The 15,016-nt window shown below is 69.3% G+C and carries 11 protein-coding genes; 6 read left to right on the top strand and 5 right to left on the bottom strand.

Annotation, left to right across the window (positions count from 1 at the left end):
* The first annotated feature begins 180 nt into the window (after window positions 1-180).
* A complete protein-coding gene (locus KME82_RS22235; protein WP_252255468.1) occupies window positions 181-2,367 on the top strand; it encodes a xanthine dehydrogenase family protein molybdopterin-binding subunit in 2,187 nt (728 codons plus the stop codon).
* Between the two features lie 20 nt (window positions 2,368-2,387).
* Complete coding sequence (locus KME82_RS22230; RefSeq protein ID WP_215495943.1) at window positions 2,388-2,960, top strand: hypothetical protein; 573 nt, start codon at window positions 2,388-2,390, stop codon at window positions 2,958-2,960.
* Between the two features lie 394 nt (window positions 2,961-3,354).
* On the opposite strand, the gene KME82_RS22225 is transcribed toward KME82_RS22230, so the two are convergent.
* The 5 genes from KME82_RS22225 to KME82_RS22205 form a co-directional block, all read right to left on the bottom strand.
* Window positions 3,355-4,251: a cation diffusion facilitator family transporter gene (locus tag KME82_RS22225; protein WP_215495942.1), complete on the bottom strand. Its 897-nt coding sequence runs from the start codon at window positions 4,249-4,251 to the stop codon at window positions 3,355-3,357.
* Window positions 4,252-4,377: 126 nt separating this feature from the next.
* The gene (locus KME82_RS22220; RefSeq protein ID WP_215499171.1) at window positions 4,378-7,602 is read right to left on the bottom strand and encodes an efflux RND transporter permease subunit; all 3,225 of its coding nucleotides are present in this window, start codon (window positions 7,600-7,602) and stop codon (window positions 4,378-4,380) included.
* Window positions 7,603-7,657: 55 nt separating this feature from the next.
* The gene (locus KME82_RS22215) at window positions 7,658-8,668 is read right to left on the bottom strand and encodes an efflux RND transporter periplasmic adaptor subunit (RefSeq protein ID WP_215495941.1); all 1,011 of its coding nucleotides are present in this window, start codon (window positions 8,666-8,668) and stop codon (window positions 7,658-7,660) included.
* Entirely contained in the window at window positions 8,665-9,996 is a 1,332-nt protein-coding gene (locus tag KME82_RS22210; protein ID WP_215495940.1) for a TolC family protein, read from the bottom strand. Before KME82_RS22210 ends, KME82_RS22215 begins: the two co-directional genes overlap by 4 nt.
* A 128-nt stretch (window positions 9,997-10,124) precedes the next feature.
* Window positions 10,125-10,541, bottom strand: coding sequence for a hypothetical protein (locus KME82_RS22205; protein ID WP_215495939.1), 417 nt, complete (start codon window positions 10,539-10,541; stop codon window positions 10,125-10,127).
* Between the two features lie 301 nt (window positions 10,542-10,842).
* Between KME82_RS22205 and KME82_RS22200 the strand changes: the two genes are divergently transcribed.
* The 4 genes from KME82_RS22200 to KME82_RS22185 all read left to right on the top strand — a co-directional run bounded on the left by KME82_RS22200 (window position 10,843) and on the right by KME82_RS22185 (window position 14,692).
* On the top strand, window positions 10,843-11,880 hold the full coding sequence (locus KME82_RS22200) for a TonB family protein (protein WP_215495938.1): 1,038 nt from the start codon (window positions 10,843-10,845) through the stop codon (window positions 11,878-11,880).
* Window positions 11,881-12,152: 272 nt separating this feature from the next.
* Complete coding sequence (locus KME82_RS22195; protein WP_215495937.1) at window positions 12,153-12,854, top strand: alpha/beta hydrolase; 702 nt, start codon at window positions 12,153-12,155, stop codon at window positions 12,852-12,854.
* 33 nt (window positions 12,855-12,887) lie between these two features.
* A complete protein-coding gene (locus KME82_RS22190; protein WP_430538864.1) occupies window positions 12,888-13,937 on the top strand; it encodes a sensor histidine kinase in 1,050 nt (349 codons plus the stop codon).
* Between the two features lie 20 nt (window positions 13,938-13,957).
* A complete protein-coding gene (locus KME82_RS22185; RefSeq protein WP_036114843.1) occupies window positions 13,958-14,692 on the top strand; it encodes a LytR/AlgR family response regulator transcription factor in 735 nt (244 codons plus the stop codon).
* Window positions 14,693-15,016: the final 324 nt, after the last annotated feature.

Genomic DNA, 15,016 nt, shown 5'->3' with positions numbered 1-15,016 from the left:
GCGTGGGGTCGATCGCGATCGCGCATTCCCGCGGCGGCGATGTCGCCTGTGGCGGCGGCGCGCTCTCGATCGACATCAGCGCATCGGCCCGCACGAATCCAGGCCGCGCGCGCACGCCGCGGCCATCGACTTGAACCGGCGCCGCGAGCGCGCGCCGTCCCCTTTGCATCGGAGGTTCCCGTGAACGCCGTGCCATCGAATTCCCGCCGGCAATTTCTCAAGACCGGCGCGCTGATCGGCTCAGGACTCGTGGTCGGCTTCGTGCTGCCCGCGGCCAGCCGCTTCGCACAGGCCGATCCCGCCGCCGCCGCGGCGGCCGCCGCGCAACCCTTCGCACCGAACGCGTTCCTGCGCGTGGGCAGCGACGACAGCGTCACCGTGCTGCTGTCGCATTCGGAAATGGGCCAGGGCATCTGGACCGGCCTTGCGATGTTGATCGCCGAGGAACTCGATGCCGACTGGTCGACGATCAAGGTCGAACACGCGCCGGCGGCGCAGGCCTACGCGCACACCGCGTTCGGCATGCAGATGACCGGCGGTTCGACCAGCACATGGTCGGAGTTCGATCGCTACCGCCAGGCCGGCGCGACCGCGCGCGCCTTGCTGGTCGCCGCGGCGGCGCAGCGCTTCGGCGTGCCGGTCGATCAGGTGCGCACCGAGAACGGCGTGGCCATCGCCGGCGACAAGCGCGCGCGCTACGGCGAACTCGCGCTCGACGCGGCCAAGCTGCCGCCGCCGAAGGCGCCGCTGCCGCTCAAGGACGCGAAGGACTGGAAGATCATCGGCAAGTCGACCAAGCGCCTGGACGGGCCGGACAAGATCACCGGCAAGGCCAAGTTCGGCATGGACGTGCAGTTCGACGGGTTGTTCACCGCGGTGGTCGCGCGCTCGCCCGTGTTCGGCGGTTCGGTGAAATCCTTCGACGCGAGCAAGGCCAAGGCGGTGGCGGGTGTTCGCGACGTGGTGCAGGTGCCCAGCGGCGTGGCGGTGATCGCCGATCACTACTGGGCGGCCAAGCAGGGCCGCGACGCGCTGGTGATCGATTGGGATCTGGGTCCGAACGCCGGTCTGGACACGGTCAAGTTGCGCGAGCAGTTCCGCGCGCTCGCCGCGACCGAAGGCGCGGTCGCCGGCCAGGCCGGCGACGTCAAGGGCGCGCTGGCGAAAGCCGCCAAGACCCTCGAGGCCGAATACAACGTGCCGTACCTCGCGCATTCGCCGATGGAGCCGTTGAACTGCACGGTCAAGATCGACGCCGACGGTTGCGATGTCTGGACCGGCACCCAGTTCCAGACCGTGGACCAGAAGGTCGCCGCGGAAATCACTGGCCTCAAGCCCGAGCAGGTGCGCATCCACACCATGTTCCTCGGCGGCGGTTTCGGCCGTCGCGCCACGCCGACGTCGGACTTCGTGACCGAAGCGGTGCATGTGGCCAAGGCCGCCGGCAAGCCGGTCAAGACGGTGTGGTCGCGCGAGGACGACGTGCGCGGCGGCTACTACCGGCCGATGTACCTGCAACGCGCGCGCATCGGCCTGGATGCGCAGGGCCTGCCGATCGCGTGGGAGCACGTGCTGGTCGGGCAGTCGATCACCGCGGGCACGCCGTTCGAACCGATGATGGTCAAGAACGGCATCGACGCGACCTCGGTCGAGGGCGTGGCCGATTCGCCGTACATCACCGGGCTCAAGGATTTCCGCGTCGACCTGCATTCGCCGCGCACCGGTATTCCGGTGCTGTGGTGGCGTTCGGTCGGTCACAGCTACAACGCGTTCGTGATGGAGAGCCTGGTCGACGAACTGGCGTATGCGGCGGGCAAGGACCCGGTCGAGTACCGACGCACCTTGTTGAAAGATCATCCGCGTCATCTTGCGGCGCTGGACTTGGTCGCCGACAAGTCGCGTTGGGGTTCCAAGCTCGAACCCGGCCGCGGCCGCGGCGTGGCGGTGCATGAATCCTTCGGCAGCTATATCGCCCAGGTCGCCGAGGTGTCGCTGGTCGATCAGCCCGGCGGCGGCAAGGGCATTCGTGTGCACAAGTTCTTCTGCGCGATCGATTGCGGGATCGCGGTCAATCCCGACGGCGTGCATGCGCAGATGGAATCGGGGATCAACTTCGGTCTGGGCGCGGCGCTGCACAGCGCGCTGAGTTTCAAGGACGGCCGGGTGCAGGAATCGAACTACCACGACTACCGCGTGCTGCGGCTGGACGAAGCGCCGCAGATCGAAGTGCACATCGTGCCGAGCACCGAGAAGATGGGCGGCGCCGGCGAACCCGGCACCGCGCCGGTCGCGGCGGCGGTGGCCAACGCGGTGTATGCGCTCACCCAGCAGCGGTTGCGCGAACTGCCGCTGCGGCTGCCGGCCTGAGGAGAACGACGATGCGAGCGATGCCTATCGTTTTGACCATGCTGGCCGCCTTGGGCTTGAGCGCGTGCGGCGGTTCCAAGGTCACGCCCGAGCAACGCGATAAAGCGATCGCCGCGTTCGCGACGGTGCAGAAAGTGTTCCAGCATCCGCGCTGCCAGAACTGCCATATTCCCGGCGACCAGCCCTTGCAGTTCGATGCCGGCATTCCGCACGCGATGGGCGTGGTGCGTGGACCCGACGGCAAGGGCGCGGCCGGGTTGCCGTGTTCGACCTGTCACGGCGAAGCCAATCTGCCGGCGAGTTACGGCGTCAACGCGCCGCCGGGCGCGCCGCATTGGTCGCTGCCGCCGCCGGACCACAAGATGGCCTGGATCGGCCTGCCGGCGCCGAAGCTGTGCGAGATGATCAAGGACAAACGCAGCAACGGCGGCCGCGATTTCGCCGCATTGATCAAGCACGTCAGCGAAGACAAGCTGGTGCTGTGGGGCTGGGAACCCGGTGGCGAGCGCAAGCCGGTGTCGGTGCCGCATCCGGAATTCGTGGCGGCGTTCAAGACCTGGGCGCAGGCGGATGGGCCGTGTCCGGCGTCGTGATGTTGCGCTGAGGATTGTGTTGTAGCGCCGAGCCTTGAAGCCCCTCTCCCGCTTGCGGGAGAGGGGTTGGGGTGAGGGTTTCACGGCTGGCAATAGTTGCGGTCGCGACTACGCGAAAAGGCACGTGTAAAGGCATTCGCGCCGTTGGCGCTCGTTCCCTCACCCTGGCCCTCTCCCGCAAGCGGGAGAGGGAAAACAGCCGCGAGAGACGTGTGTCGAAGCCCCTGTAGGAGCGGCGCGAGCCGCGACCGCGACACCTCGCGTATGACGCGACTACGATGTTGCAAGTAGGTTGAACGGCTTGCGGCCTGGCTTGCGTCGTTAGCGACGTGTCGCGGTCGCGGCTTGCGCTGCTCCTACAGGCAGATAGCGAACATTCGCGCCAAGCGGGTATTCAGTGCGAGCTGTCGCAGGCTTCTCCGCAACTCGTGGTCTCGATCTGCAAGGTGCAATGCTCGATCTCGAACCGCTCGTCCAGCAGCGTGCTCAATTCGCGCCGCAGCGCCTCGCCGTCCACGCCATCGGCGATCACCAGATGCGCGGTCATCGCCGGCGTGCTCGATCCCAGCGACCACACGTGCAGGTCATGCACGTCGACCACGCCCGGCGCCGAGGTCAACAGGCTGCGCACCGCCTCCAGGTCGATGCCCTTGGGCACGCCTTCCATCAGCACGTTGCCGGCTTCGCGCAGCAGGGTCCAGGTGCGCGGCAGCACCCACAGGCCGATCAGCACGGCGAGGATCGGGTCGATCACGGTCCAGCCGGTGAAGCCGATCACGATCGCGCCGGCGATCACCGCGACCGAGCCGAGCATGTCGCTCCACACCTCCAGGTACGCGCCCTTCATGTTCAGGCTTTCGCCGCTGCCGGCCTTGAGCAGGCGCATCGCGATCAGGTTGATCGCCAGGCCGAGCGAGGCGATCACCAGCATGCCGGTGGTCGCGACCTGCGGCGGCTGGCTGAAACGGCCGACCGCTTCCCACAGGATGTACGCAGCGACCGCGAACAGCAGCAGGCCGTTGACCATCGCGCCGAGCGCTTCCATGCGCACGTAGCCGTAGCTGCGTTTGGCGTCGGGTGGCTTGCGGCTCAGCCGCACCGCGGTCAGCGCGATCATCAGCGCCAGCGTGTCGGTGCCCATGTGCGCGGCGTCCGACAGCAACGCCAGGCTGTTGGTGAGGAAGGCGCCGACGACTTCGGCGATCAGGAAGCCGCCGGTCAGGCCCAGCGCCCACCACAGGGGTTTTTCGTGACGGATCGCGGTGGTGCCGTGGTCGTGCCCGCTGCCCATGTCGTTTCTCCGGTTGTGAGCGCCGCCGCGCGGGCGAGCGCTCATGGAAGTGCTTATTGAATCCGACCGCCCGTGAGCGGCGCGCCAGTGAAGCGGACCGCCGGGTGGCGGTCCGCCGTGGATGGATCAGTGCGCGGGCGAAACCTGCGTGGCCGCACCGGGCGCAGGCCGCGATTCGAGTTCGCGCTCCTGCGCATCGTTGCGGTGCAGCCAGCGGTACAGCACCGGCAACACCAGCAAGGTCAGCAGGGTCGAGGAGACGATGCCGCCGATCACCACCGTCGCCAGCGGCCGCTGCACTTCCGAGCCGGCGCCGACGTTGAAGGCCATCGGGATGAAACCCAGCGATGCCACCAGCGCGGTCATCAACACCGGCCGCAGGCGGCCGAGCGCACCGTCGACGATCGCGTTGTCGAGCGGGTCGCCCTGTTCGCGCAGCTTGCGGATGAAGGCGATCATCACCAGGCCGTTGAGCACGGCCACGCCCGACAGCGCGATGAAGCCCACGCCGGCGGAGATCGACAGCGGTATCCCGCGCAGCGCCAATGCGATCACCCCGCCGGTCAACGCCAACGGCACGCCGCTGAACACGATCGCCGCATCCTTGGCCGAGCCGAACGCCATGAACAACAAGGCGAAGATCAGCACCAGCGTGACCGGCACCACCACCGCCAGGCGCTGGCTGGCCGAGATCAATTGCTCGAAGGTGCCGCCGTAGCCGATCCAGTAGCCTTCCGGCAGTTTCACCTGCGCATCGATGCGTTGCCGCAACTCGCCGACGAAGCCGCCCAGATCGCGATCGCGCACGTTCGCGGTCACCACGATGCGACGTTTGCCGTTCTCGCGATTGATCTGGTTCGGGCCGAGCACCGAGCGGATCGTGGCGACTTCGCGCAGCGGCACCGTGCGCGGCGCGCCGGTGGCCCAGGTGGCGTCGCGGCTGGATTCGTCGCGATCGGCGCCGGCGGCCGGCAACGGAATCGGCAGGTCCTCGAGCGCGGACGGGTCCTGGCGCAAGGCCTCGGGCAGGCGCACGATCAGGTCGAAACGGCGGTCGCCTTCGAACAACTGCCCGGCCACTTCGCCGCCGACCGCGGTCGCCACCGTGTCCTGCACCGCGGCCGGGTTGAGCCCGTACACCGACAGCGCGCGGTGATCGGGTTCGATGCTCAGCATCGGCAGCCCGGTGACCTGCTCGGTCTTGACGTCGGCCGCGCCGGGTACCTGCTTGGCCACCGCTTCGATCTGCTGCGCGACCTTGAGCAATTGCTGCAGATCGTCGCCGTAGACCTTGACCGCCACGTCGGCGCGCACCCCGGAGATCAACTCGTTGGTGCGCATCTGGATCGGCTGAGTGAATTCGAAGTTGCTGCCGGGTAGGGTGCCGGCGATGGATTCGATTTCTTCGGTCAGCGCGTCCTTGGTCTTGTTCGGATTGGGCCATTGCTTGCGCGGCTTGAGCATGACGAAGGTGTCGGCGACCGACGGCGGCATCGGGTCGCTGGCGACTTCGGAGGTGCCGATCTTGCTGAAGACGCGTTCGACCTCGGGCATCGCCAGGAACGCTTGCTCCATGGTTTTCTGCATCGTCACCGACTGGGTCAGGCTGGTGCCGGGGATGCGCATGGCCTGCACCGCGACATCGCCTTCGTCCAGGCTCGGGACGAACTCGGTGCCCATGCGCATCGCCAGCGCGCCGCTGAAGATCACCAGCGCGGCGGTGCCGGCGACGACGATCATGCGGCTGCGCAGCGCCCAGGCCAGAGTCGGCTCGTAGCGGCGCTTGATCCAGGCCATCGCGCGGTTTTCCTTCTCGGCGACCTTGCCGCCGAGGAACAGCGCCACCGCCGCCGGCACGAACGTGAGCGACAACACCATCGCACCGGTCAGCGCGAGCACCACGGTGATCGCCATCGGGTGGAACATTTTTCCTTCGATGCCGCTGAGCGCGAAGATCGGCAGGTACACCGCGGCGATGATGCCCAGGCCGAACAGGCTGGGGCGGATCACTTCGGCGGTGGCCGAGGCGGTGAGGTCGTGGCGTTCGTCGTCGGTCATCTGCCGGCCGAGCAGATGCTGTTGTTCGCCGAAACGGCGCAGGCAGTTTTCGATGATGATGACCGCGCCGTCGACGATCAGGCCGAAGTCGAGCGCGCCCAGGCTCATCAGGTTGCCCGACACGCCGCCGCGGACCATGCCGGTGATGGTGAACAGCATCGCCAGCGGGATCACCGCGGCGGTGATCAGTGCCGCGCGGAAATTGCCGAGCAAGAGGAACAGCACCACCACCACCAGCAATGCGCCTTCGACCAGATTCTTCGAGACCGTGGCGATGGTGCGGTCGACCAGGGACGTGCGGTCGTACACGGGGCTGGCGGTCACGCCCTTGGGCAGGCTGGCGTTGGCGACCTTGAGCTTTTCCGCCGAGGCCAGCGACACGTCGCGGCTGTTCGAGCCGACCAGCATGAACACCGTGCCGAGCACGACTTCGTGACCGTTCTGGGTGGCCGCGCCGCTGCGCAGCTCAGGACCTTCGCCGACGCTGGCGACATCGCGCACGCGGATCGGCACGCCGTCGCGGCGGTCGAGCACGATCTCGCCGATCGCTTCGAGGTTGGCGATCTGTCCGGGCACCCGCACCAGGAACTGCTCGCCGTTGCGTTCGATATAACCGGCGCCGACGTTCTGGTTGTTGGCCGCGAGCGCGGCGACGAGGTCGCGCTGGGTCAGGTTGAGCGCGCGCAGCCGCGCCGGGTCGGGGGTGATGTGGATCTGCCGCGCGTAGCCGCCGATGGTGTTGACCTCGGTGACACCGGGCGTGTTGCGCAACTGCGGGCGGATCACCCAATCCTGCAGGGTGCGCAGATCGGTCGCGGTGTAGGCCGAACCGTCGGGCTTGCGCGCCTTGGGATCGGCATCGACCGTGTACATGAAGATCTCGCCCAACCCCGTCGCGGTCGGGCCGAGCTCGGGTTCCAGGCCGTCGGGAATCTGCGACTTCACCTGCTGCAATCGCTCGGCCACCTGTTGCCGGGCGAAGTACAGGTCGGTGCCGTCCTTGAACACCACGGTCACCTGCGACAGGCCGTAGCGCGACAGCGAGCGGGTGTAGTCGAGCTTGGGCAGGCCGGCGAGCGCGGTTTCGATCGGGAAGGTGACGCGCTGTTCGGATTCCAGCGGCGAATAACCCGGCGCCTGGGTGTTGATCTGCACCTGCACGTTGGTGATGTCGGGCGTGGCGTCGATCGGCAGCTTGCCGAAACTCCACACGCCCAGGCCGATCAGCGCCACGGTCATGGCGAGCATCAGCCAGCGCTGGCGGATCGCGAAGCGCAGGATGCGTTCGAGCAGGCCGACGTTCGAATCGTGCGATGGCGGTGTGGATGCGGGCGCAGTGGGCCGGGACTCAGTGTTCATGCGAGGCCCCCGCTTTTTCGATGTCGGCCTTGATCAGGAAGCTCTGTTCGACCACTACCTGTTCGCCGGCCTTCAGGCCCGACAGCACCTGCACGCGTCGCGCGTCGCGGCGGCCGAGTTTCACCGGCCGCGCGCTGTAGCGCTCGCCTTCGCGCACGAACACCACATCGCTATCGTCCATGCGCTGCAAGGCGGTCAGCGGCACCGCCAGATCGACCGGCAGTTGTTCCACCGTGACCCGCGCGCGCACCGCCGAACCCGGACGCCACAGGCCGTCGGCGTTCTTGATCGAGGCGCGCGCGACGGTGCTCTGGCTGGCGGTCGCGGTGCCGGGCAGGATCCGGTCGAGCGTGGTCTCCACGCCGTTGTCGTCGCCCATGCGCATCACCGTGACCGGCAGGCCCGGGCGCAGATGGGTGGCGTCTTCGCCGAACACGTGCAGGTCGACCCACAAGGTCGACAGGTCGGCGATTTCGAACAGCGCCATGCCTTCGACCGCGACTTCGCCGACCGAGGCGTTGCGCGCGAGCACCACGCCGGAGATCGGCGCGGCGATGCTGTAGGTGGTCAGGCTGAGGTTGCTGTCGATGGTCGCCAGCGCTTGGCCGGCGCTGACGCGATCGCCGACGTTGGCGCGCAGCGAACGCACCGGCCCGGGGTAGCGCGCGGTGATGCGCGCGATCCGGCCTTCCAGCGGGGTGAGCAGGCCTTGCACTTCGTGTTCGTCGGCGATGGTGCCGGCGCCGACCGCGACCACGCCGATGCCGGAGCGGCGCGCGATCTCGGTGCGGATCACCGTGCTTTCGACTTCGGCTTGCTCGCCGTGCCCGGCTTCGCCTTCGGCGTGTTCGTGGCTGTCGGCGGCTTCGTCGGCGTGTTCGCCCTTGGCGGATTTCGTTTCGGCCGATGCCTGCGCGGCGGCGTTTGGATCAGACCCGCCGCCGCAAGCGCTCAGGCTCAGGGCCAGCAGGCCCGCGACGATCATCAATTCGGGCTTCATCGGGTGGCTCCTGCGGGAATGGGCGAGGCGGCGAGGAAGGACTCGCCGGTGAGGCGCTGGATTTCGATCAGCGCCAGTTGCGCGTCGAGCGCGGCGTCCAGGCGCTGCGTGCGCACCGCGACGCTTTCGGCCTGCAGCAGCGCCAGTTCCAGATAACTGATCGCGCCGGCGCGATAGGCGTATTCGGCCGCCTTTTCGGCGCGGACCATGCGCGGCAGCACGTCGTCCTTGAGCCGCGCGACTTCCAGCGCGCCGACCCGGTAGCGGCCGTGCGCTTCGACCAGGGTCGAGTACAGCGACAGGCCCTTGGCTTCGCGTTCGATGTCGAGCAAGGCCAGTTCGGCCTGGGCGCCGCGGATGCCGGGTTCGGCGCGGGCGCGCGCGCCCAGCGGCATCGACACGCTGCCGATCAGTGCCATGTCGTTGCCGTCCTGCAGGCGGCGCAGGCCGACCTGCCAGTCCAGGTCGGGCGAGGCCTGGCTTTGCGCCAGGCGCACCCGCGCCTCGCCGATCCGGCGCGCGTCGACGAAGCGGCCCAGTTCGGGATTGCGGTCGAGCAGGCCGGCCAGCGCGGCGGCGTCCTCGATCTGCGGCAGGGCGTACGGATCGCCGGCCACGGTGGCGAAATCCGGATCGCGTTCGCCCCACAGCGCGGCCAGGTGCTGGCGCGCGGCCAGCAGACTGCGTTCGCCGCGCGCGCGGTCGAGTTCGGCGCGCGCCTGCGCGGCCTGCGCGGTCAGCAGGCCCGATTCGGGCGAGGCGCCGGCCTGCAGGCGCACGCGCGCGGCCTCGACGCTGCGCTTGCGCTGGCCGATGTCGAACTGGGCCAGTTCGATCCGGCGCTGCGCGGCGAGCACGGCCAGATAGCGGCGCGCGGTTTCCGCCAGCAGGTCCAGGCGGCGGCTTTCGCGCTCGACCGCGAGCGCATCGATACGGCTCTGGGCGAAGGTGCGGCGGGCGTCGAGCTTGCCGCCGCGTTCGAACACCGAGGCCAGGCTCAGGGTGATCTCGGCGCCCTTGACCCCGCTCAGCGCGCCGCTGCCGAAGATGTTTTCGACCGACACGCCGCCGACCAGCGCCGGCCGTTGCGCGGCGCCGTCGCGCTCGGCTTCGAGCACGCGGCGTTGGCCGCCGAACAGGCGCAGGTCGGGGTGGGCGTCGCCGATGCGCGCGAACGCGTCGTCGAGGGTGAACACCGAGCCGGCGCGTTGCGGCGCGGCGGTTTCGGTCGGGGCGGTGGGACTTGTGGGGGCGAGAGGCGGCCGCGCCTGTGCCGGAAAGCACAGCGCAGCCGTCAGGGCGGCCAAGGCCGCCGGACGTAACCGCATGGGGAATTCTCCTGAAACTCGAACGGCGCCGCGGCGGCGCGAGGCCGCACGGCGATGACCGATGCCGATGGCGGCCGACGCGAAGCCAGCCGACACGGCAGCGGGCCGGCGCTAGGCCGGGCTCGGGATCAGGCGAAGATGGGTGGGCGGAACGGGACCGCGGTCGGGCTGGGCACGAACGAGGTCGCGGCGGCCGGCTTGGGCGCGGCGGCGCTGAGCAACGACAGGCCGATGTGGAAACGCGGCATCAGCGCGGCCTGCATGGCGCAGCAGTGGCTCAGGTGCCACTGGGTGTCGCCGCAGCCGTCGGGGTCGTGATCGTTGGCCGGGTCGGTCTGGGCGGTGGCGGCGTCGGACGTATCGGTGGTGTCCGCGGTGCCGTGCCCGATCCGGGCCTGCGCGTGATCGTGGGCCGCGACGGCCGGGACGGCGAGTTCGCCGATCTCGGTCGCGAACGCCAGCACCGGTTTGATCAGCATCACCGCGATCAACACGCCGTAGGCGAGGTGGCGCAGAGCGATCGCGAGGGAGGGCAGGCCGGGCATGGCGGCGATCATAGGAGCCGCGGCCGGCGCAATACAATTTCAGCGCGTCGGCCGCGTTCAGCCCGGTCCCGGCGAAGGTCGCCGCGCGGCACGGGCGCGGGCCGCCGGATTGCGCATCGCGCCGGTCCGGCCGCTGCGTCCATAATCCGCGCCGCGCGGCAGGAGGCTCGGCATCGGGAGACGGTCACCGTCGAACAGGATGAGCAAACTGCTGAGCAGCAACGCCGTCACATGCCGTACCTAGTCTGCGCGCGCAGTTCGCAGTTTCTGGGTAAGGGGTTGTGCAGTGAAGGTTGTGAGCATGCCGACGCGCGCTGGCGCGGTCGGTCGCTGTAAAACGATGGCGCCGACGGGCGCGCGGGTGCTGTCGAAGGCCGCTTCGGCGCGCGCGGCCGGTACCGGCCTGTGGTTGGCGCTGTGCCTGGGCCTGGCTGGCTGCGGCGCGGCGGCGCCGGCCGATCCGCCGCAGGCCGCGGCGGCGCAGGCCGACGCGGCGGCCTTGCCCGAGCCGCTGGTCGAGCTCGACGGCGAAGGCTTGCGCGCCCGCGCCGCCCAGGCGCTGCGCGAGCAACGCATCCACACCCCGGCCGGCGACAGCGCGGTCGACTACTACCTGGCGTTGCGCGACAAGGAGCCGGGCCAGATCGACGTAATCAGCGCGCTCGGCGAGTTGCAGCCCTATGTGGTGATCGCCGGCGAACAGGCATTGCTCGACGACGACCTGGCCGAATCGCAGCGCCTGCTGCATCTGCTCGAACGCATGGACCCGCAGGCGCCGGCGCTGCCGCGCCTGCGCGAGGGCCTGCGCACCGCGACCGCCGCGCGCGATCGCAAGGCGCGCGAGGAGACCCAGCGCCTGCTGTCCGAACGCGCCGATACCGCGCCCGGCACGCCGGCCACGCGGCCCTTGCCGGCCGCCGCCAGCGCCGCGATCAAGGCCGACGCGGTCGCCAGCGCGCTCGCCGCCGACGAGGCCGCGGCCCGGGCGAGCACGCCGGTCGCATCGGCCGCGTCGATCGCGACCCCGTCCGCGAACCCGCCGCCCGCGCTCGCGACCGCCGTCGCCAGTGCGCCGGCACGCGCGATGCCGCGCCTGATCGCCGACGCCAGCCCGCGCTATCCCTTGCCGGCGCTCAATCGCAAGATCGAAGGCAGCGTCGAGATCAGCTTCACCATCCTGCCCGACGGCCGCACCGGCGCGGCCCGGCTGGTGAGCGCCGAGCCGGCCGGGGTGTTCGACGACGCGGCCCTGGCGGCGGTCGCGCGGCTGCGTTTCGAGCCCAGCGGGCAATCGCATGCGGCCCGGCGGACCTTGAATTTCAAGCTGCCGTCGCGCTGAAGGCCGGCGGCGTCCGCTTTCATGGAAGCGGCTTCGAGCTCATGAGGGAGGGCTTCGGGCTTTGTGGGAGGGGCTTCAAGGCTTTTGTGGGAGGGGCTTGAGCCCCGACGCTTTTCGCTCAGCCGCTGCGATCTGAAAGGAAAGCGTCGGGGCTCAAACCCCTCCCACAAAAGTGTCCGCGGCCATGGCCCGGCCTGTCAGCGGCGATCAGCCAGTCCACCCGCATCCCCGCAACTTGGCGCGACACACACCGACCGGCCACAATGCGGCGCATGGAGACTTCCCCCACCGCATCCCCCGAACTGCTCGACGCCGTCATCCGCGAAACCGGTCCGAACCCCGCCTGGAGCGTGCTGTGGCTGCACGGCCTGGGCGACAGCGGCGATGGGTTCGCGCCGATCGTGCCCGAACTGCTGCGCCCCGACTGGCCGGTGCTGCGTTTCGTGTTCCCGCATGCGCCGGTGCGCGCGGTCACGATCAACAACGGCATGCGCATGCGCGCCTGGTACGACATCCGCGATTTCAGCGACCTGGCCAACCGCGCCGACGAAGCCGGGGTCGACGAATCGGTGCGGCAGGTCGAGGCGCTGATCGAGCGCGAAATCGAACGCGGCGTCCCGGCCTCGCGCATCGTGCTGGCCGGGTTCTCGCAGGGTGGGGCGATCACTCTCGCCACCGCATTGCGACGCAAACAGCCGCTGGGCGGGCTGATCGCGCTATCGACCTACCTGCCGATGGCCGACCGCCTGATCCGCGAGGCGACCGCGGTCGCGCACACCCAGCCGATGTTCATGGCCCACGGCCAGCACGATCCGGTGGTGCCGTACCGCGGCGGCGAGATGGCCGCCGCGCGCCTGCGCACCCTGGGCTTCACGATCGACTGGCACGCCTATCCGATGGCGCATCAGGTCTGCGCCGAGGAAATCGACGCCTTGGGCGACTGGATGTCGCAGCGGTTCGCGGCCCAGCGCTGAGCCCCGCCGACCGTGGCCGCGCCGCCCACCGGTCTGCCCCTGGCCGAGCACGAGCCCTGGCTGCCGGACCTGTGCCGGTTGCCGCGGCTGGTGGTGATGCTGAGCATGGCCGAGCTGATCGTGATCGTGCTGGCGCTGTCGCCCGACGGCACCCGCTGGGATCTGGGCCGGTTCGTGTCCTCCAGCGCCTTCGCGCTGTGGCTGGCGCTGGCGATCTCGGTGCTGCTGTGCGTGTCGCGCAAATGGCTGTCGCGGCTGCCGCCGGGCGTGGGCGGCTTCATCGCCACCGCGACCGCCGCGGCGATCGCCGCCGCGGTGGCCGGGGTCACCCACACCATCGACACGGTGACCAGCATCGGCCTGGTGCCGGCCGGGGTCTCGTTCCTGCGCTTCGTGCTGGGCACCGCGGCGATCGCGATCCTGGCCGTCGGCGTGGTCCTGCGCTACCTCTACATCAACGACAGCTGGAAGGCCCAGGTCCGCGCCAACGCGCGCGCCGAGGTCGAGGCGCTGCAGGCGCGGATCAAGCCGCACTTCCTTTTCAACAGCATGAACACCATCGCCGGGCTGGTGCGCAGCGACCCTGACGTGGCCGAGCGCACCGTACTGGACCTGTCGGACCTGTTCCGCGCCGCGCTGGGCGCGTCCAAGAGCGATTCCAGCCTGGCCGAGGAGGTCGAGCTGGCCGAGCGCTACCTGGCGATCGAGCAACTGCGCCTGCGCGAGCGCCTGCGGGTGGTCTGGCGCAAGCGCGAGCCGCTGCCGTGGAAGATGCCGCTGCCGCGGCTGATCCTGCAGCCGCTGGTCGAGAACGCCGTGCTGCACGGGATTTCGCCCTTGCCGGGCGGCGGCGAGATCGAAATCGAGCTGACCCAGCTCAGCGATCACCTGCTGCTGCGCATCCGCAACCCGTCCCCGGCCCCGACCGAAGCCCGCGCCGGATCGCGCCATGCCCAGCACAGCATCGTCCAGCGTCTGCGTTATGCCTATGGACCTACGGCGCGAATGACCTCAGGCTGGGAGCGGGGATACTATCTGTGCGAACTGCACGTGCCGACCGGGGTGGAGGCGCAGAGTCGATGAAGGGTGCGACGAGGCTGGCCATGAGAGTGGTGATCGCTGACGACGAACCGTTGGCGCGCGAGCGGCTGCGCGCGCTGCTGGCCTTGCGGCCGGACGTGGAGATCGTCGCCGAAGCGGTCGACGGCCAGCACGCCCTGCACGCCTGCGCCGAACACCGGCCGGATCTGGTGCTGCTGGACATCGCCATGCCCGGCATCGACGGCCTGGAGGCCGCGCGCCACCTGGCCGCGTTCGATCCGCGCCCGGCGGTGGTGTTCTGCACCGCCTACGACGCGCATGCGCTGTCGGCGTTCGACGCCGAAGCGATCGATTACCTGGTCAAGCCGGTGCGGGCCGAACGCCTGGACGCCGCGCTCGAACGCGTGCGCACCTTCGCCGCCGGTCGCGAACGCCACGACGGCGGCGAGACCGCGCCGGGCCAGATCCGCAGCCACCTGTGCGCGCGCCTGCGCGGCAGCCTGCGCCTGATCCCGATCGACGACGTGCATTACCTGCACGCCGAAGAGAAGTACGTGATCGTGCATCACGCCCGCGGCGAGGACCTGATCGAGGAATCGCTGAAATCGCTGGAAGACGAATTCGGCGAGCGTTTCGTGCGCATCCACCGCAACTGCCTGGTGGCCCGGCACGAGATCGTCGAACTCAAGCGCAACGCCGAAGGTCACGTACAGGCGGTGCTGCGCCACGGCAAGCAGCCGCTGGAAGTGAGCCGGCGGTGCGTGGCGGCGTTGCGGGAGACGCTCAAGCATCTTTGAATCTTGGGATTCGGGATTCGGGATTCGGGATTCGGGAATCGGGAATCGGGAATCGGGAATCGGGAATCGGGAATCGGGAGTCGGGAGTCGGGAGTCGGGAGTCGGGAGTCGGCGCAACCCTCCTACCGTCATTCCCGCGAAGGCGGGAATCCAGAGCCTTCAGCGCCATCCTTCCAGACCGTCATTCCCGCGAAAGCGGGCTCCGCTTTACTTCGGCGCAGCCGAATATCCAGCGACTTCAAACGTTCTCGCCCGAAGGCCCAGGATGTTCGCCTGCGCCGAAGTAAAGCCAAACTCGCCTTCTCGGGAATGACGAGCTATAAG

The sequence above is a fragment of the Lysobacter capsici genome, assembly GCF_018732085.1.
GTDB classification, from domain to species: Bacteria; Pseudomonadota; Gammaproteobacteria; order Xanthomonadales; family Xanthomonadaceae; genus Lysobacter; species Lysobacter capsici_A.
The sequence above is the reverse complement of the archived record's forward strand: the minus strand, read 5'-3'. Positions and strand labels throughout refer to the sequence as shown.

Coding starts and splice junctions, on each gene's coding strand:
- KME82_RS22230 (WP_215495943.1), top strand. CDS start 2,388: ATGCCTATCGTTTTGACCATGCTGGCCGCCTTGGGCTTGAGCGCGTGC.
- KME82_RS22225 (WP_215495942.1), bottom strand. CDS start 4,251: ATGGGCAGCGGGCACGACCACGGCACCACCGCGATCCGTCACGAAAAA.
- KME82_RS22215 (WP_215495941.1), bottom strand. CDS start 8,668: ATGAAGCCCGAATTGATGATCGTCGCGGGCCTGCTGGCCCTGAGCCTG.
- KME82_RS22210 (WP_215495940.1), bottom strand. CDS start 9,996: ATGCGGTTACGTCCGGCGGCCTTGGCCGCCCTGACGGCTGCGCTGTGC.
- KME82_RS22205 (WP_215495939.1), bottom strand. CDS start 10,541: ATGCCCGGCCTGCCCTCCCTCGCGATCGCTCTGCGCCACCTCGCCTAC.
- KME82_RS22200 (WP_215495938.1), top strand. CDS start 10,843: ATGCCGACGCGCGCTGGCGCGGTCGGTCGCTGTAAAACGATGGCGCCG.
- KME82_RS22195 (WP_215495937.1), top strand. CDS start 12,153: ATGGAGACTTCCCCCACCGCATCCCCCGAACTGCTCGACGCCGTCATC.
- KME82_RS22185 (WP_036114843.1), top strand. CDS start 13,958: ATGAGAGTGGTGATCGCTGACGACGAACCGTTGGCGCGCGAGCGGCTG.